Annotated in this window: 18 protein-coding genes; all 18 read left to right on the top strand. The window is 58.6% G+C overall.

All coding sequences use genetic code 11. The annotated features are described in order from the left end of the window. On the top strand, positions 1-117 hold a 117-nt coding region (locus tag PZ897_RS18130; protein ID WP_275754568.1), incomplete at its 5' end, for a flagellin. A 289-nt stretch (positions 118-406) separates the two neighbouring features. Beyond that, the gene (locus PZ897_RS18135) at positions 407-1,381 is read left to right on the top strand and encodes a flagellin (RefSeq protein WP_275754096.1); all 975 of its coding nucleotides are present in this window, start codon (positions 407-409) and stop codon (positions 1,379-1,381) included. Positions 1,382-1,591: 210 nt separating this feature from the next. After that, the gene (locus tag PZ897_RS18140) at positions 1,592-2,311 is read left to right on the top strand and encodes a hypothetical protein (RefSeq protein ID WP_275754098.1); all 720 of its coding nucleotides are present in this window, start codon (positions 1,592-1,594) and stop codon (positions 2,309-2,311) included. Next, positions 2,308-3,507 (top strand): flagellar motor protein MotB, encoded by a 1,200-nt coding sequence (locus PZ897_RS18145; RefSeq protein WP_275754100.1) that lies wholly within the window; start codon positions 2,308-2,310, stop codon positions 3,505-3,507. The genes PZ897_RS18140 and PZ897_RS18145 overlap by 4 nt, the downstream gene beginning before the upstream one ends. Before the next feature lie 2 nt (positions 3,508-3,509). Then, positions 3,510-4,967 carry a chemotaxis protein gene (locus tag PZ897_RS18150; RefSeq protein WP_275754101.1) on the top strand — a complete coding sequence of 486 codons (1,458 nt, stop codon included), beginning with the start codon at positions 3,510-3,512 and terminating at the stop codon, positions 4,965-4,967. After that, complete coding sequence (locus tag PZ897_RS18155; protein WP_275754103.1) at positions 4,964-6,418, top strand: flagellar hook-length control protein FliK; 1,455 nt, start codon at positions 4,964-4,966, stop codon at positions 6,416-6,418. The genes PZ897_RS18150 and PZ897_RS18155 overlap by 4 nt, the downstream gene beginning before the upstream one ends. Next, positions 6,405-6,950: a transglycosylase SLT domain-containing protein gene (locus PZ897_RS18160; protein ID WP_275754569.1), complete on the top strand. Its 546-nt coding sequence runs from the start codon at positions 6,405-6,407 to the stop codon at positions 6,948-6,950. Before PZ897_RS18155 ends, PZ897_RS18160 begins: the two co-directional genes overlap by 14 nt. 272 nt (positions 6,951-7,222) lie before the next feature. After that, a complete protein-coding gene (locus tag PZ897_RS18165) occupies positions 7,223-7,894 on the top strand; it encodes a winged helix-turn-helix domain-containing protein (RefSeq protein ID WP_275754104.1) in 672 nt (223 codons plus the stop codon). A 118-nt stretch (positions 7,895-8,012) separates the two neighbouring features. After that, positions 8,013-9,275: a flagellar hook protein FlgE gene (locus PZ897_RS18170; RefSeq protein ID WP_275754106.1), complete on the top strand. Its 1,263-nt coding sequence runs from the start codon at positions 8,013-8,015 to the stop codon at positions 9,273-9,275. Between the two features lie 31 nt (positions 9,276-9,306). Further along, positions 9,307-10,770, top strand: coding sequence for a flagellar hook-associated protein FlgK (gene flgK / locus PZ897_RS18175; protein ID WP_275754108.1), 1,464 nt, complete (start codon positions 9,307-9,309; stop codon positions 10,768-10,770). Between the two features lie 4 nt (positions 10,771-10,774). Beyond that, positions 10,775-11,824, top strand: coding sequence for a flagellar hook-associated family protein (locus PZ897_RS18180; RefSeq protein ID WP_275754110.1), 1,050 nt, complete (start codon positions 10,775-10,777; stop codon positions 11,822-11,824). A gap of 52 nt (positions 11,825-11,876) precedes the next feature. Beyond that, a complete protein-coding gene (gene flaF / locus PZ897_RS18185) occupies positions 11,877-12,224 on the top strand; it encodes a flagellar biosynthesis regulator FlaF (RefSeq protein WP_275754111.1) in 348 nt (115 codons plus the stop codon). Continuing rightward, positions 12,221-12,670, top strand: coding sequence for a flagellar biosynthesis repressor FlbT (flbT, locus tag PZ897_RS18190; RefSeq protein WP_275754114.1), 450 nt, complete (start codon positions 12,221-12,223; stop codon positions 12,668-12,670). The genes flaF and flbT overlap by 4 nt, the downstream gene beginning before the upstream one ends. Then, positions 12,661-13,062 (top strand): flagellar hook assembly protein FlgD, encoded by a 402-nt coding sequence (gene flgD / locus PZ897_RS18195; protein WP_275754115.1) that lies wholly within the window; start codon positions 12,661-12,663, stop codon positions 13,060-13,062. Before flbT ends, flgD begins: the two co-directional genes overlap by 10 nt. A 1-nt stretch (position 13,063) precedes the next feature. After that, positions 13,064-13,330: a flagellar biosynthesis protein FliQ gene (gene fliQ / locus PZ897_RS18200; protein WP_275754117.1), complete on the top strand. Its 267-nt coding sequence runs from the start codon at positions 13,064-13,066 to the stop codon at positions 13,328-13,330. A 212-nt stretch (positions 13,331-13,542) separates the two neighbouring features. Next, positions 13,543-15,630 carry a flagellar biosynthesis protein FlhA gene (gene flhA / locus PZ897_RS18205; protein ID WP_275754119.1) on the top strand — a complete coding sequence of 696 codons (2,088 nt, stop codon included), beginning with the start codon at positions 13,543-13,545 and terminating at the stop codon, positions 15,628-15,630. Further along, positions 15,627-16,382 carry a flagellar biosynthetic protein FliR gene (gene fliR / locus PZ897_RS18210; RefSeq protein WP_275754120.1) on the top strand — a complete coding sequence of 252 codons (756 nt, stop codon included), beginning with the start codon at positions 15,627-15,629 and terminating at the stop codon, positions 16,380-16,382. The genes flhA and fliR overlap by 4 nt, the downstream gene beginning before the upstream one ends. Before the next feature lies 1 nt (position 16,383). After that, complete coding sequence (locus tag PZ897_RS18215; RefSeq protein WP_275754122.1) at positions 16,384-16,779, top strand: hypothetical protein; 396 nt, start codon at positions 16,384-16,386, stop codon at positions 16,777-16,779. Positions 16,780-17,003: the final 224 nt, after the last annotated feature.

Below are 17,003 nucleotides of genomic sequence, written 5' to 3' on the forward strand. Positions count from 1 at the left end.
GACATGAACGAGGAATCGACCCGCCTCAAGGCTCTGCAGACACAGCAGCAGCTCGGCATTCAGTCACTGTCGATTGCCAACTCCAATTCGGAAAACATCCTGTCGCTGTTCCGTTAAGAGCAGCCAGGCCGGGGCCGCCGCTGGGCGGACACACCGGAACAGCCACGGGAAAGCCGCATCGGAAACGATGCGGCTTTCTTTTTGTGGATATTTTTGTAATGCCGTGTTTCCATTAGCAAATTTGGGGGTTGAATTAACCTCTCATTAACCATAAGAATTTACATCTTGGTAACCAACGATGAACCGGCATGTCTGGACAGGGTCCAAACCGGGAGCATGAAGCTAGATCATCGTAACCGGAATTGTGGCCGGTATGTCCCTGGGCAATTTTAGGGGGCATTTAACAATGACCAGTATTATGACGAACGCAGCCGCTATGGCTGCTCTGCAAACACTTCGTACAATCAACTCCGAATTGGAGACGACGCAAGCGCGTGTGTCTTCGGGCTATCGCGTCCATACAGCCGGTGACAATGCCGCCTATTGGTCGATTGCAACCACCATGCGCTCCGACAACAAGGCGCTTTCGACCGTGAAAGACGCTCTCGGCCTCGGTGCCGCCAAGGTCGATATTGCCTACACCGGTATGAGCGCCTCGATCGACGTGGTTTCTGAGATCAAGGCAAAGCTGGTTGCAGCCCGCGAGCCTGGCGTTGACAAGACCAAGATCGACAAGGAACTGACAGAGCTCAAGAACCAGCTGATCTCGATCTCTGAATCAGCTTCGTTCTCCGGTGAAAACTGGCTCAACAACACCACCGCTGCTGCTCCGGGTGTCAAGGAAATCGTCGGCGGCTTCAACCGTGACGCCGGCAACAACGTCACCGTGACCACGCTTGACGTCGACACCGCGAAGACCACCCTGATTGCGTCCGCGCTGGGCGATGCAGCAAACGGACTGCTGACCGCGGACGTCGATTCCGATGCGCTTGACCCCGATGGCGCCTCGGCAGACGGTGACTTCTTTCTGCTCGACAACGGCGCGGCCACTCCAGCGGGTGGCTCCGAGATCAAGCTGACTGCGGGCACCACGGATGGTGAAGTCACTTCCATGATCCGGGTTGTCGACTCGATCTTGCTCAAGATGACCGATGCGGCATCCAACCTTGGCGCGATCAACAAGCGTGTCTCGATGCAGGAAGACTTCGTCGCCAATCTGATGGACTCCATCAACAGTGGCATCGGCCGCCTTGTCGATGCGGACATGAACGAGGAATCGACCCGCCTCAAGGCCCTGCAGACACAGCAGCAGCTCGGCATTCAGTCGCTGTCAATCGCCAACACCAACTCACAGAACATCCTGTCACTCTTCCAGAATTAAACTGGGAACGGCTCACTTGGTGAGCGAGCCGGATGATTGAATTCCGCCGTGCCGCCGGTCAACGGACATGGTGGATCAGCTGGTCCGCGCCAAAATTGCCCTTGGTGCGGGCCAGCGGCAAACTATTTGTGTGAGGCAGTCGCCATTCATCAGGTCGGGCAGCCTGAAGTCATTCTCACACAAGTTTTGCCCTTTAGGTTTCCCACGCGCATGAAGGCGCAGTCGGAAAAAGCCGTCTCGCCTTCGCTTCATGAAGGGAAAGAAGTTGAATCCGCCACCGTCAGCAATCGCCAGCAAACGGAGACGTTCATGACGGCCAGCTTCGCTCGTTATTTGCCGGACTTCGAGTTCTCCGGCATGAATGGAATCCATGCCGGTCAACATCAAGACGATGCGTCCAGACCCGCAGCTCTGCCAAGCCTTGATATCGAGAGCATTCGTGCCGAGGCCAGGGCAGAGGGCGAAGCCGAGGCTCGGGCCGAGCTGACCCGTCAGTTCGAGGCGGAACACCTGGCCATTGAAGATCTTCATGCCGCCGAACTGGTGGCTCTGAGGGAAGAGCTGGAAACACTCGCAGCCAAGACAATTCCTGACATCATCTGTGCAAGAAATGCACAAATCGCAGAGCAGATTGCAAGCGATGTTGAAGCTGTGCTGGCGCCCCTGGTCGACCAGACCGTACGCAAGAACCTTCTTGATGTCCTTTCCGGCGAAATCCGCAAAGCGCTGGCGCTTGAGACCGCAGAGAAAATCCACGTGCGCGGACCTGCGGAACTTGTTGCAGCATTGGGCGAGCTGGTTGAGGGTGATCCCGCGCGCCTTGTTGTTCATGAGACGGATGGCTTTGACATCGAGGTTGATGTCGATAACACCCGTTTTTCCAGCCGTCTGTCGGAGTGGTCAAGGGTGTTGGCTGAGGCGCTTACATGAGCGATGGCACCTCCACTCATCAGGGAAAGAACGAGATCATCATCGTCAAACGCCGCGGTGGCGGCAGCGACGAAGGTCATTCCGGTGGTGTGTGGAAAATCGCCTATGCCGACTTCATGACAGCCATGATGGCGTTTTTTCTGGTCATGTGGCTGGTCAATGCTGCCAATGAAGAAAGCAAGGCTTCCATCGCGAGCTATTTCAACCCGATCAAACTGATGGACGAAAAGCCGACTGACCGCGGCGTCAAGCAGGTCGGAAACACCCAGGATGGGGAGGCAAAGGCGCCGAAATCCAAATCGGATGGCGATGGAAAATCCGATGGACAGGCCGCGGACATCGGCAATCAGGAAAACAGCACGGCGGGTGAAAAGCAGGAATATTCGGAATCGGACTATTTCGAGAATCCCTATTCCGTGCTGGCCGAAATCGCCCAGGAAACCGGGACTCAAACCAATATTTCCGAAAAGGGAGATGGCGGCGCGCAGCAATCGGGACCGGCCTCCGGCGCCTCCGGCGGCGACGCCTATCGAGACCCCTTCGATCCGGACTTCTGGAACAAGCAGGTCGAGCAGGAACGGCAGGAGCTTGCCGAAAGCCAGGCGATGGTCGACGATGACGGTTACCCGACCAACCCGCAGCCGTTCGATGCGGTTGACGAACTTGGCCAGCAGGATGTGACTGATCCGGCCGTTGCAGACAGCGCGCCCGAACCGGACGCCAGTGTCGCGATGGCCGAGGCCGACAGCCTCAGGGATGAAATTGCAAAGGCGCTTGGTGGCGACGTTGGCAAACTCGCTGACGGCCTGACGGTCACGCCTACCGTGGACGGGCTTCTGGTGTCGATCACGGATCAGCTGGATTTCGGCATGTTCAAGGTAGGCTCGGCGGTTCCGGAACGGGAGCTGGTGATTGCTATGGAGAAAATCGGCCAGTTGCTGGCAAAGCGGCCCGGAGCGATCGCCATTCGCGGTCACACCGACGCACGGCCTTTCACATCCGGCAATGATGACAACTGGCGCTTGTCGACGGCGCGCGCCCGCTCGGCGCTGTTCATGCTGGTCCGCGGCGGTATTGCCGAGGAACGGGTTATCCAGGTCACGGGATTCGCCGACCGGCGTCTCAAGGATCCCGACAATCCCTATGCCGAAGTCAACCGCCGGATCGAAATACTCGTTGAACCTGAAGGAAGTTGAGGGTGCGCCCCGTAACTCATCTGGCCCGATTGAGCTTCGCTGCTTTTGCGGCGATGTTCGCATTCGGAGCATGGGCTGAACCGCAGCCGGCTGAGGCAGAGCCTGGCGTTCATGCGGCCGGCGCCGTTCCGGCGTTTGCATCGGAGCAAGCGGCCGTCAGCGACGCGGCCGAACCCACTTCTGTGGAAGCGGCCGAGAGTGCGACGGAAGCCGCTGCAGCCGGCGAACCGGTGGATGCCGACTTTAGCATGGCAGGACAGATGGAGGTTCTCGAACCTTACAAGCTGGTACGCTCCTTGCAGTTTGTTCAGGACTCCGTCGTCCATGGCGACCACTCGGCAATGGAGATGCAGCGCTTCCTCATCGGTGTGATCGACAGCCGCCTGCGCCAGGCCAAGCAGGAGGTCTTCGACGACCCGCGCAATGTCGATGCCGCGCTGATCTACGCCATGAGTGGCGGGAATCCGGCAACGCTTGACATCCTCGCCATCAGGGACAAGTTCGGGAATTTTGACAACGAAGTCACCACCGTACTCCGGTCTTACCTCAATGGGCGCGCAGCCACGACCACAACCTCGCTGGCCGAGGTGGTGGAGATCTACCGCGATACCGAAATCGGGCCCTACATCACCCTGGTGGCCGCCAATGTAACCGCCTCGAGAAATGATGTGGCGGCGCTGGAACTGTTCGATTGGGCGCGGTTGACCGCGCCGGGCACTTTGCTCGAGGAGGCCGCCCTGCGGCGATCCTTGTTCATCGCCGCACACAAGGAAATGGTGGATGAGGCGCTGCATTATGCCCGGCTGTATGCGCGGCGTTTCATCAATTCCCCTTATGCGGGTCAGTATGCTGACCTGCTGGTCGATCTCGTGGTGCACCATTACGCCAAGGTGGGCGAGCAAGGGTTGGGTGAAATCCTGTCCTTCATGGACCGGCCGCGCAAACGTGAAGTCTATCTGCGCATTGCCCGCAAGGCGGTCATCCGGGGGCTTCGCGACCTGGCCATGTTTGCGTCTGACAAGGCAGAGACGTTGCTCACCGCAAGCGACAAGACCCCGCAGGTGATGACGGAGCTTTATTCCGGCATGGCAAAGATTACCACCGATGATGTGAATGGCGCGCTCACCAGCCTCGACGGGCTGTCTGAACGCAGGCTTTCACAGCGCGATCGCGCGTTGCGGGAAGCCGCACGGGTGATCGCCAATGAAGTGGTGCGTAAACCTGTTCTCGACAGCCTCACACAAGCATTGCCCGCCATTCTGGAGCAGCCGGAAAGCGGCAAAGCCATTGTCGGCGGTGAGAAGCAGGCTGACCCGATTTTCAAGTCGCCAACCTCCCGCGGCGAAGTCAACGAAGTCGCCGAGGACGATGCATTCAAGGGATATGTATCGGACCGGAAGCAAACACTTGAGCGCATAGACAAGTTGCTTGAGGGAATTGAGGAGGACACGGCGTCGTGAGTGCTTTGGATATGGTATTGCAGCGGCAGGTGCCGGCACGCCCGACTGCCAATAATGAAGAAGGTGCCAACCGTGATGACAGGACCGGTGCCGGGCGCAACGATGCCTTCTCTGCCGCACTGTCGAAGCAACAGCGAAATGCCGCCGCCGACCGGGACACGGCCGAGGCGATTGACCAGACCGAAAACGTGGATGCATCGGCGGTCGCACAGGATCGGCTTGAAGCCGACGCGGCTCAGCACGATGAGATGCTGAGCCTGTTGTCAGCCCTCAGGTCCAGTGCCGCCTATTCCGGCGAGACATCCGCAGAAACATCGGTTGAGTTGGGAGTGCCAGCGGGGCAGGAAAGCCCCGATCAGCCTTCAGTCAGCGCACCGGCTTCTCCGGATACGGTTGAGCCCGATGCAGCCGCCGCAGCTGATGCCGGCGCCGGGCCAGCCCTTGCGCCCGCCAACAGTGTGACCAGTGTGGAGATCGGGAAGAATATTGATCCTGCTGCTGTCGTCAGGCAGGCGCCTGAGCGACCCGTTGCACCCGCAGACGGCACCCGCACCCTTAGCCCGGCAACTGGAACGGTCAAGGCCATGCCGGTCTCCGCAGATGCGAAAACAGCACCTGCGGTGTTGGCATCAGGTGGTGCCGAGGCCGGGGCAACCCGGAATGCGCCGTCACGCACCAAACCTCAGGCAGCGACTGGGGCAGCAGACCCAGCGGCTGTCAAGGAAGCCATGCGGACGCTGGGGCTTTCGGCTGAGGCCGCCGCGCCAGCTGCAGCCGCCGCCAAGGTTTCACTGCGTGGTCAAGACGGCAACCGGCTCGGTGAAGGCATGGAGCGGAAGGCGGAAGACAACGGCGCCTCGAAATCTGCAAAGGTGGAAGTCATAGAGAACAGGCGCTTCATGCCCGCTCTGTCACTGTCTGCCAACGCCCAGATGCTGGCCGGATCATTGGCAGACGCCGGGGGGGCCGCCTTGGCAGCGCAGCGAATGGCGCCGGCTCAGAGCCTCGGCCTGGTTGGGCAGCCGCAAGCGGGACAGATGCTGCATACCCTCAAGCTTCAACTCAATCCGGTTTCGCTTGGCAGCGTAACGGCTGTCCTCAAGCTGACCGGTGAAGATCTGTCTGTCGAGATCAAGGTCGAAACAGCAGAAGCCTATCGTCAGCTCAAGGACGATACCCAATCCATCATCAAGGCGCTGCGGGGGCAGGGCTACGGCGTAGAGCAGATCACTGTCCAGCATGTGGCTGGGGCTGATCGCTCCTCCGGCCAGATGCCGCAATCAGGCTTCCAGGGCAGCCAGCAGGGACAGGGGTCAGGTGACGCTCAGTCATCCGGTGGCGAGAGTGGCGGCAACAGCACCGGCCGTCAAACATCCAATGAGCAAAAGGGTCAGGGTCGTGAGCATAATCCGAATACTGCTGCTGGCCGCACTGACGGTGTTTATCTGTGACGCTTTGGCGCCCCGTCATGCTGACGCGGCGACAGACGGTGTCTGCGAGGCTGAGATCCTGGCCGCTGCCCGGACCTGGGGCGTGCCGCCGGGCATCCTGCATTCCGTTGGATTGACCGAGACAGGCCGCAAGGGCGCGCTCTATCCCTATGCGCTCAACATTGAGGGCCGCACCGTTTATGCCAGGAACCGTGGCGAAGCGCTGCGCGCGTTCGAGCGCGCGCGCGCCGAAGGCAAGACCTTGATCGATCTGGGATGCATGCAGATCAATCACCGCTATCACGGAGCCGAGTTTACCTCTGTCGACGCCATGCTCGATCCGCGTGCAAACGTGGAATATGCCGCCAGATTTCTCGCACGGCTGCATGACCGCCACGAAACATGGACGATGGCTGTCGCGCGCTATCACGCAGGCCCCAACAATGATCCGGCCCAGAAACGTTACGTCTGCCGGGTGATTTCAAACCTCATCGCCAGCGGCCATGGTGCCTGGACCAGCCAAGCGGATTCATTTTGCAACGGACACAACTAAAAAGGGTATTTGCCTCGATTTGGCCCAACTCCGGCAATTTGGCAAGATTTGGGCATGTGTTAACACGACAAGCAAAAAATTAACCATTTGTTAACTTTTCCAGTGACAAATTGTGTCTGTGCGCGCGTCGCATACCATATATAGCCAAATCAGCGGAAAACATGGTTAATCAATTATTAAAACAAACCATGCGATTTTAATAGTTTACCGCGATTCAGCGGATTCGTACTTCTTACTGCGAAGAGGCATCACACTGATTCGGAGGCAAACGAATGATCGTAGTGGTTGATGATCGACAATTGGTAAAAGACGGCTACACGTCCCTTTTTGGGCGAGAGGGCGTTCCTTCAGCAAGTTTTGATTCCGTCGAATTCGGGGAGTGGGTTCACACCGCCGCAGATTCGGATCTTGACGCGGTAGAGGCATTCCTCATTGGTCAGGGGCAGAAGATGACGGATCTGCCGCGGGCGATCCGGGATCGCTCGCAGGCACCGGTGATTGCGGTAAGCGATACGCCCTCCCTTGAATCGACGCTTGCATTCTATGACAGCGGCGTTGACGACGTTGTCCGCAAGCCGGTCCACCCTCGGGAAATCCTGGCACGTGCTGCGGCCATTCGCCGGCGCCTTACTGCGCTGACGACCCATACGGAAATTGGCCCCATCCGGGTTTTCTCCGATGGCCGTGATCCCGAGATTGAAAACCGTGTTTTCGCTCTTCCCAGGCGCGAGCGGCGTATTCTGGAATATCTGGTGGCAAACCGCGGCCGCCGGGTCACCAAGCAGCAGATCTTCAATGCTATCTACGGCATCTTCGATGAAGATGTTGAGGAAAACGTCGTCGAGAGCCACATCTCCAAGCTGCGCAAGAAGTTGCGCAAGCGGCTTGGGTATGACCCGATCGATTCGAAGCGGTTCCTCGGTTACCTGATTGACTGGAAGTAAGTCGGCACAAATCAGTGGGCGCCGGCCCGCTGATTGTCACCGCTGGGTGGCAGGCAATCAGGTTCACGCAAGGCCCGCACGTTAATCTAGCAGCAAGTCGAAAACGAGGGATTATGCGATGAGCCTTTACGGAATGATGCAAACCGGCGCGTCAGGAATGAACGCACAAGCAAACCGCCTGAGTACGGTTGCTGACAACATCGCCAACTCGAGTACACCCGGATACAAGAAGGCGACAACTGCCTTCTCATCCTTGATCTTGCCAAGCAGTGCCGGTGCTTACAATTCCGGTGCCGTAAACACCAATGTTCGCTATTCCATCGATCAGGCTGGGCCGCTGCAGTTCACCACCTCGTCCACTGACCTGGCCATTGATGGCGACGGCTTCTTCATCGTCAGTGATTCCAACGGCAATCCGTTTCTGACCCGGGCTGGGTCATTCATTCCCAATGGCGATGGCAATCTCGTCAATGCCGCCGGCTTCACGATGATGGGGTACGACTACACCAGCGGTGTGCCCGCACCGGTTGTCAATGGTTTCGATGGCTTGGTACCGGTCAACATCTCGGCCGGAAGCCTCTCGGCAACCCCGTCGACGCTCGGCAATTTCAAGGCCAACCTTGATGCCAGTGAAACGGCTGTTGCCGCGGCACAGCTGCCTTCAACGAACTCGCCGACAGCCGAGTACACCCATAAGAGTTCGCTGGTCGTTTACGACAATCTCGGCAAGGAAGTGCTGCTTGATTTTTACTACACAAAGACTGCGGACAATACGTTCGAAGTTGCAGTCTATGATCGTGCGACAGGCACCGCCGGCACGTCCTTCCCCTACGGGTCTCCGGCCCTTGCCACGACCACACTGGATTTCGATCCGGCCAACAATGGTGTTTTGACCGCTGCCAGTGCCAAGGACATCACGCTGGCCGTGCCCGGTGGTGCATCGCTGACGATTGATCTCAAGGATATGACTCAGCTCAACTACAAGTTCACGGTCGACGGTGCTGACGTCAATGGAAACTCTCCCAGCGCGGTCATTGATGTGGTGATCTCCGACGATGGCACCATCTATGCGAAGAAGGAGAATGGTGACCTCGATCCCTTGTATCGCATCGCGCTTGCAAATGTGGCCAGTCCCAACAACCTGCGTCCACTGCCAGGCAACGTATATGCGCAAGGCATCGATTCCGGTGTGGTGACCACGGGCTTTGGCAGTTCCGGCTCCTTCGGCAAGATCATTTCGGGCGCTCAGGAAGGGTCGAATGTCGATTTGGCGAGCGAGCTGACCGACATGATCTCCTCGCAGCGCAGTTACACCGCCAACTCGAAGGTATTCCAGACAGGTTCCGATTTGCTGGATGTGCTGGTCAATCTCAAGCGATAGGTGTCGTCTCGGGAGGAAGAAAGTATAATCAATGTCACTGTCATCAGCCATCAACACTGCGCAAACGTCTTTGTCGAATTACGCGACACAGACAAATGTGCTCTCGCGCAACATATCGAACTCTTCCAATCCCAATTATGCCCGCCGCGATGCGGTGCTCAGCACATCCATTGTTGGGGCTCAGGTTGTCTCGATTCAGCGCGCCCAGAACCAGGTGCTCTTCAATCAGAGTATCACTGGAACGGCGATGGCCAGCGGACAGCAGACATTGCTGGACGGCTTGACCAACCTGAAGAGTATTCTTGGTGGCAATGATTACGAAACATCGCCGGCAGCGCTGATCGCCAACATGCGTGACACCCTGGCGACGTTTTCCGCCAAGCCAGGAGAGTCGACGCTCGCCCAGTCAGCCATTGCCGATGCTGCAGTCGTCGCCAACGGGCTCCGCGACGCATCCGCCGCGGTCCAGAGTGTCCGCTACGAGGCCGATCAGGAGATCGCCCGGCAGGTGCATACCCTCAACGAGCTTCTGGCGCGGTTCGAGGAGACCAACACCGCGGTCTATCGAGGCACCAAGACCGGCGCTGATGTCAATTCCCATTTGGATGAGAGGGATTCGCTCCTCAAGCGGATTACCGCCATTGTCGGCGTGACATCGGTCACCCGCAGCGGCAATGACATGGCGCTCTACACCGCAGACGGCACAACGCTGTTTGAAACCCTGGCACGTCCGGTGACCTTCGAAAAAACCGCGGGTTTTTCGGCGAGTGTGGCGGGAAAGAACATCTATATCGATGGCGTACCCCTGCCGCTCGGCCAGGGTGCGACGACGTCGGCGCGCGGTTCGCTCCAGGCACTTGTCCAGGTTCGCGACGATTACGCCACCACCATGCAGAGCCATCTCGACGAGGTGGCGCGGGCGCTGATTGTCACATTCGCCGAAACCGATCAGTCGGCTATCCCGGCGCTGCCCGACATGCCCGGTCTGTTCACCTGGGCCGGCGGCACAGTTCCTGCGGGCGCAACATTGGTGCCGGGGCTGGCGGCGAGCCTGACGGTCAACCCCGCTCTGGTTCCCTCGCTTGGCGGCAATCCGCAATTGCTGCGTGATGGCGGTATCAATGGCGCTGCCTACAATGCCAACCCATCGGGCGCGACCGGCTACTCGGCAAAACTGGATGCCTATGTCCAGAAGCTCGACTCACCGGTCGGATTCGATCCGGCAGTGGGACTCTCGCCCTCGATCAGCCTCACCGGATTTGCAGCGGAATCGATCGGCTGGCTGGAACTCAATCGCAGCGAGGCCGAAACCTCGGCTGAATCCCGCGAAGCTTCCCGGTTCCGTACAACCGAAGCCCATTCCAACATGACTGGCGTATCTCTCGATGAGGAAATGTCCCTGCTGCTTGAGCTGGAGCAGTCCTACAAGGCCTCCGCGCGTCTGATTTCAGCGGTTGATGAGATGCTGCAGACACTCATAAACGCGGTGAGGTAGAGTCATGAAAACCAGTTTCATATCCAACCAGGCGATGCAGAACGCAATGCGGTTGACCATCAGCCGCGGTCAGAATGAAGTGCAGAAGCTGCAGACGGAGATCGTCACCGGCCGCCATGCGGATGTCGGACTGGCGCTTGGTGCACAGACCTCGACAAGCGTTCGGCTCAACCAGGACGTAGCCCGGCTCCAAAACATCCGCGATTCCAATTCGATTGTCACCCAGCGGCTCTCCGCCTCGCAGGCGTCGCTTAGCCTGATGTCGGACAGCGCCCAGCAGATGTTGGAAGCCTTTATTGGCGTCAAGGGTGCCGACGACGCCAACCGCCTGTTTATCGCGCGCCGCGATGTCGAATCCGCGCTTGATGCTTTCACTGTCGCCATCAACACGTCGGCGAACGGCGAATATCTGTTTGCAGGCATCAACAACAACATCAAGCCGCTCGACGATTACCAGGCGGCTGGCTCCGCGGCAAAGGCTGCTTTTGATGCGGCGTTCTTTGCCAAATTCGGCCACACTCAGACTGATCTAGCAGCGGGCGCCATCAGCGTCACCGATATGCAGGATTTCCTCGACGACCTGGAGGCATCCTTTGCCAGCGTCGACTGGAACACCAATTGGTCCAGTGCATCGGATGTCAACATCTCCAGCCGCATCTCGAAGAATGAGGTGGTGAACTCAAGCACCAATGCCAATACAGCCGGCATGCGGAGCTTCGCCCTTGCCGCTGTCATCGGAATCGAGCTGATGAATGCGCCCATCTCCAGTGAGGTCCGCACCACCGTCAACGCCGCCGCCATCAAGCATGCCGGCAGTGCGGTGACCGGGATCGACAGCGAGCGCAGTGGTCTTGGCGTATCTGAAAACCGTATCTCCAAGGCGAATGTCGCGCTGGAATCACAGATACGCATCATCACCCTGCATCTGGGGGATGTGGAAGGTGTGGATGCCTATGAGGCTTCCACACGGATGAATTCACTGCTGGCCCAGGTGGAGACTTCCTACAAGCTCACCGCCCGGATTCAGCAGATGAGTTTGATGAATTACTTGTAACTGCATAACCCGGATCAGCCGGGTCATAGTGACAAACATGAAGGGCGTCTGAATGTACCAATTTTCCTACGCGGATGTTCAGGAGGATGGTGTTGCTGAAGCGCGGGAACGTGAGCGAGGGGCGATCAACCACTCGATTTCGTTGCTGACAGCAGCCAAGGCCAATGGTCTGGAATCCCGCGATGCCGTAGAAGCGGTCTATTTTGTCAGTCGCCTGTGGGTGAGGTTCGTGGAGGATCTTGCGTCTCCGGACAATCAGCTGGCTCAGGAGCTTCGGGCAAACCTGATTTCGATCGGCATCTGGATTATCAAGGAAACGGAGCGCATCAGGAAGCGTGAGTCGGATAATTTCCAGGGCATCATCGATATCTCGATCATCATCAGGGACGGGCTGAAATGAAAAGCTCACTGCGCATTTCGTTAAAGGCCGGAGAACGCATTTTCATCAACGGGGCTGTGCTTCGTGTCGATCGGAAAGTAGCGCTCGAGTTCCTCAATGACGTGACCTTTCTGCTCGAGAACCACGTCTTGCAACCGGAACAGGCGACCACCCCGCTCAAGCAGCTCTATTTCATCGTTCAGATGATGCTGATAAATCCCGAGGGCGCCGGCCAGGCCATGCACATGTTCCGCAAGTCGGTTGTCATGTTGCTGACGTGTTTCAAGAACGAAGAAGTTCTGACCGAACTCAAGCACATTGATGGTATGGTCACCCAGGGACGGGCCTTCGAGGCGCTCAAGGCGATCCGCGCGCTGTATCCCACCGAAGAGCAGATCCTCGAGACGGCCGGAATGTCAGCCGGAACCATTGAACAGATTCGCAAGGAGTTGGCGCCATGGACGTGAACGCAGTCACAAGCACGACCAACGCTTCGGCTTCGGCAGCTACATCGGCTGCGAAGAAGGCCACGCTCGATTATGATACGTTCCTGACCCTGCTGGTCCAGCAGATGAAGAGTCAGGATCCGACCGATCCGATGGATGCGACCGAACAGATTGCCCAGCTTGCCACCTTCAGCCAGGTCGAGCAGACGATCCAGACCAACAAGAATCTGGAAAGCCTGTTGCAGTCATCGACGCTCAACCAGGCCGGCTCAATCATCGGCCGCACCTTGACCAGTGGCGATGGCAGTGTGACCGGCGTCGTTTCCGAGGTGAAGGTCTATTCCGACGGTCTGATTGCCGTGCTTGACAACGGCGAGAAGGTTGTTGTCGGTGCAGGCGTGACGATCCGCTAAGATGAACGAAACCGACGCCCTCGATATTGTTCAAACGGCAATCTGGACCGTGCTGATCTGCTCGGGCCCGGCCGTGTTTGTGGCGATGTTCGTCGGTGTCGGCATTGCCTTTGTCCAGGCCTTGACCCAGGTCCAGGAAATCACCCTGACCTTCGTGCCGAAGATCGTTGCCATTCTGGTCACGGTGGCGGTTTCCGCCCCCTTCGTCGGCGCCCAGATTTCCACATTCACCGACATTGTGTTCCAGCGCATCGAATCCGGCTTCTGACCGCGCGCAGGCAAGGCGCCATTCCGCTCCGCAGTGGGGAATTCGGGCCCGGAGCAGTCGGGTCGGCGCAGCACAGTCTGTGCGCTGCCACACCGGTTTTCCTCCCGCGCGCGCGGGTTGTCTGACACCTTCGCACAAGCTTCGCCCATTAGGGTCCGCCTGACCTATCGCGCGGGCATGAGGCCCGCGTTGTGTTCCGGAGTTCCGCAAATATGGCCAACCCGCAGGCACTGGCAATCCAGAAGACAGGCTTTCAGGGCAAGGACATGGGCTTTGCCTTCGGCATTGTCACCATCTTGTCGATCCTGTTTCTGCCAATCCCGGCTTTTCTGATCGATATCGGACTGGCGTTCTCGATCGCTTTTTCCGTTCTTATCCTGATGGTCGCACTGTGGATCAGGCGCCCTCTCGACTTCTCCTCATTCCCGACCATTCTGCTGATCGCAACAATGATGCGGCTGTCGCTCAACATTGCGACCACACGGGTTATCCTGTCGGAGGGTCATCTTGGTCCGGATGCGGCCGGACATGTCATCGGCGGCTTTTCGCAGATGGTGATGTCCGGTGACTTTGTCATTGGCGTTATCGTGTTTCTGATTCTGGTCACGGTCAACTTCATCGTCATCACCAAGGGCGCCACCCGTATTGCCGAAGTCGGCGCCCGCTTTACCCTTGATGCGATCCCGGGAAAACAGATGGCCATCGATGCCGATCTCTCGGCCGGTATGATCGACGAAAAGCAGGCCCATGACCGTCGCCGCGAACTCGAGATGGAAAGCTCCTTCTTTGGCTCGATGGACGGTGCATCGAAATTCGTGCGCGGCGATGCGATTGCCGGTCTGCTGATCACCGGCATCAACATGTTCGGCGGCGTCATCATCGGCTATGCCCGTTATGACATGCAGATCGGCGAGGCGGCCGATGTGTTCGTGCGCCTGTCGGTGGGCGACGGGCTGGTCAGTCAGATTCCGGCGCTGATCGTCTCTCTGGCAGCGGGTCTTTTGGTGTCGCGCGGTGGCCAGCTCGGCTCGACCGATGAAGCTGTCATCGACCAGCTCGGCGGCTATCCGCGTGCGCTGTTTGCCGCCTCCGGCCTGCTCTTTCTCCTGGCGCTGATGCCGGGCCTGCCGTTCGTGCCATTCTTTGTCCTTGCCTCCGGCATGGCGTTTGGCAGCTGGATTATTCCGCGGCAGCGCGACCAGCAGGCGCGCAAGGAAGCCCAGGAAGTCCACCGCAGCGAGCAGGAAGAAAAAGACAAGGAAAAGGATTCGGTCAAATCCATCCTCAAGACGGCCGAGATCGAACTGGTGCTGGGCAAGCAGGTCGCCACCAAGCTGCTCGGGTCGCACGAGGAGCTGGCTTTCCGCGTCGCCAAGATGCGCAAGAAATTCGCAACCCAGTACGGCTTCGTGGTCCCCGAGATCAAGGTCACCGACGACATCTCGATCAAGGACAAGAGCTACCATATCCGTATTCACGGAACCACCGTGGCCGCCAACGATCTCAGGGTCGGCGAACTGCTGGTGGTGTTGGCCGGCACCCATCGTCCTTCGCTTCCCGGCGACGAGATCCGTGAGCCCGCCTTCGGACTGCCGGCCTTGTCGGTTCCCGAGAACTTTGGCGAAGATCTCAAACGCGAGGGCTTCCAGCCGATTGACAATGTCTCCGTTGTGCTGACGCATCTGTCCGAAGTCATCCGCAACAATCTGCCGCAATTGTTGTCCTACAAGGACATGAAGATTCTGATCGACCGGCTGGACCCGGAATACCGCAAGCTGGCTGACGAGATCTGCACCTCGCACATGTCCTATTCCGGTTTCCAGGCGGTTCTCAAACTGCTGCTTGCCGAGCGCGTGTCGATCCGCAACCTGCACCTCATCCTTGAGGCGGTGGCCGAACTGGCGCCGCATGTGCGCAAGACCGAGCAGATTGTCGAGCATGTGCGGATCCGCATGGCCCAGCAGCTTTGCGGCGACATCGCGCGCAACGGCCAGCTCAATGTGCTAAGGCTGGGCAACCGCTGGGATCTGGCCTTCCACCAGGCACTCAAGCGCGATCCGAAGGGTGAAATCATCGAGTTCGACATCGATCCGCGCATGTTGGAGGAATTCTCCGGCGAAGCCACCAAGGTAATCCGCGAATTCATGGACAAGGGCGTTCCCTTCGTTCTGGTCACATCTCCGGATTCGCGTCCCTATGTCCGCATGATCGTCGAGCGGATTTTTGCAACCTTGCCGGTGCTCTCGCATGTCGAAATTGCCAAGGGCATCGAAATCAAGTTGCTCGGCGCGATCTCGTGATCGAAGACCCCGAAGGCACTGTGCTGGCCCTGTTCGCGACATTCTGTCGGATCGGCGGCTGTTTCATGGTGCTGCCCGGCTTCTCCAGTTTTCGCGTGCCGTTGCAGATCCGCCTGTTCCTGGCTGTCGCGGTCTCCCTGGCGTTGATGCCGCTGCTTTGGGATACGATCTATCCAAATGTGCGCGATGGTGGCCGGGTCTACATCCTGCTTGTCGGAAGCGAAATGCTGATTGGCGTCACGTTCGGTCTGGTCGCCCGTTATATCGTTCTTGCGCTGCAATATGCCGGCACCGGCATGTCCATGGCGATCGGCTTCAATGCGGCGCCCGGCGGCGGTCTCATCGAGAATGAAGCCGAAGGCCACATCACCTCGCTGATCACCTTTGCCGCGCTCTTTATCCTGTTCCTGACCGATTTTCATCACATGATCATCGGCTCGCTGGTCCGCTCTTACAGCTTCATGCCGATGGGCACGGAATTCGACCCCCGGCTCGCCTTGATGACCTTGACTGACACGCTGGCCGGCTCCTTCATGCTGGTGCTCCGGTTGGCCAGCCCGTTCCTGGTATATGGGCTGATTTTCAATCTCTCGATCGGCATGGTCAACAAGCTTGCGCCACAGATTCCCGTCTACTTCATCTCCATTCCGTTCATTCTGTGTGGCGGCCTGATCCTGCTTTTCTTCGGCATCAATACCTTCCTCACCCTGTTTGCCGATGGTTTCGAAACGCTGTTCATGGGGGCAATCTGAGATGGCGGCCTCGCGCGCGAAAAAGCTGGCCCGCCTGGTCCGGGTGCAGCGCCAGATGGAACACATGGCGGTCAACGAGCTCTCTTTCACCGTGCATGAACAGGGCGTGACGGATGCAACCCAGCAAGCCCTGGTCGAGGCGGTAGGCTCGTTCAATCCTATCCACGCGGCGATGTCCCATCAGTACGCTCTGCGCTTTCAGAAGCTCTCCGCCAAGTCGCAGTTCCTTGCTGGCACCAGGGCCATTCAGGAGCGACGCGTGCAGACCGAACGGACCAAGGCGGATCGGCTGGAAGACCAGGCGGACAGGGCGGCCCAGGTCGAGGATCGCCTGGCAACCGATGAGAGCCTGCTTGAGCTTCTTGAAGGAGCCTTGCAGCGCCGGCCACAGGACTGACACGCGGCTACATTGCTGTAACCCTGCCTTCTGGCCTCACCCCGCTCCGGACGGGCAGGCGCGGTGAACCGGGCGGGACCGGGCATAGGGCAGGCCCGGCACCGCAATCGCTAACCGCATGCGGCCTGTGCCGGCAAAATGTTGGGCCTCCGGGCGCAGCCGCGCAAGGCCAGCGTAAGCTTCATAAGGCACTGTATCCCTGATCATTTCCGGTCAATTGCTGC

The organism is Hoeflea sp. YIM 152468 (assembly GCF_029210485.1).
Taxonomy (GTDB): domain Bacteria; phylum Pseudomonadota; class Alphaproteobacteria; order Rhizobiales; family Rhizobiaceae; genus Hoeflea.

What these genes read in the sequence shown, in the direction of transcription:
- PZ897_RS18135 (WP_275754096.1), top strand. Translation starts at nt 407, where the DNA reads ATGACCAGTATTATGACGAACGCAGCCGCTATGGCTGCTCTGCAAACA.
- PZ897_RS18140 (WP_275754098.1), top strand. Translation starts at nt 1,592, where the DNA reads ATGAAGGCGCAGTCGGAAAAAGCCGTCTCGCCTTCGCTTCATGAAGGG.
- PZ897_RS18145 (WP_275754100.1), top strand. Translation starts at nt 2,308, where the DNA reads ATGAGCGATGGCACCTCCACTCATCAGGGAAAGAACGAGATCATCATC.
- PZ897_RS18165 (WP_275754104.1), top strand. Translation starts at nt 7,223, where the DNA reads ATGATCGTAGTGGTTGATGATCGACAATTGGTAAAAGACGGCTACACG.
- PZ897_RS18170 (WP_275754106.1), top strand. Translation starts at nt 8,013, where the DNA reads ATGAGCCTTTACGGAATGATGCAAACCGGCGCGTCAGGAATGAACGCA.
- flgK (WP_275754108.1), top strand. Translation starts at nt 9,307, where the DNA reads ATGTCACTGTCATCAGCCATCAACACTGCGCAAACGTCTTTGTCGAAT.
- PZ897_RS18180 (WP_275754110.1), top strand. Translation starts at nt 10,775, where the DNA reads ATGAAAACCAGTTTCATATCCAACCAGGCGATGCAGAACGCAATGCGG.
- flaF (WP_275754111.1), top strand. Translation starts at nt 11,877, where the DNA reads ATGTACCAATTTTCCTACGCGGATGTTCAGGAGGATGGTGTTGCTGAA.
- flbT (WP_275754114.1), top strand. Translation starts at nt 12,221, where the DNA reads ATGAAAAGCTCACTGCGCATTTCGTTAAAGGCCGGAGAACGCATTTTC.
- flgD (WP_275754115.1), top strand. Translation starts at nt 12,661, where the DNA reads ATGGACGTGAACGCAGTCACAAGCACGACCAACGCTTCGGCTTCGGCA.
- fliQ (WP_275754117.1), top strand. Translation starts at nt 13,064, where the DNA reads ATGAACGAAACCGACGCCCTCGATATTGTTCAAACGGCAATCTGGACC.
- flhA (WP_275754119.1), top strand. Translation starts at nt 13,543, where the DNA reads ATGGCCAACCCGCAGGCACTGGCAATCCAGAAGACAGGCTTTCAGGGC.
- PZ897_RS18215 (WP_275754122.1), top strand. Translation starts at nt 16,384, where the DNA reads ATGGCGGCCTCGCGCGCGAAAAAGCTGGCCCGCCTGGTCCGGGTGCAG.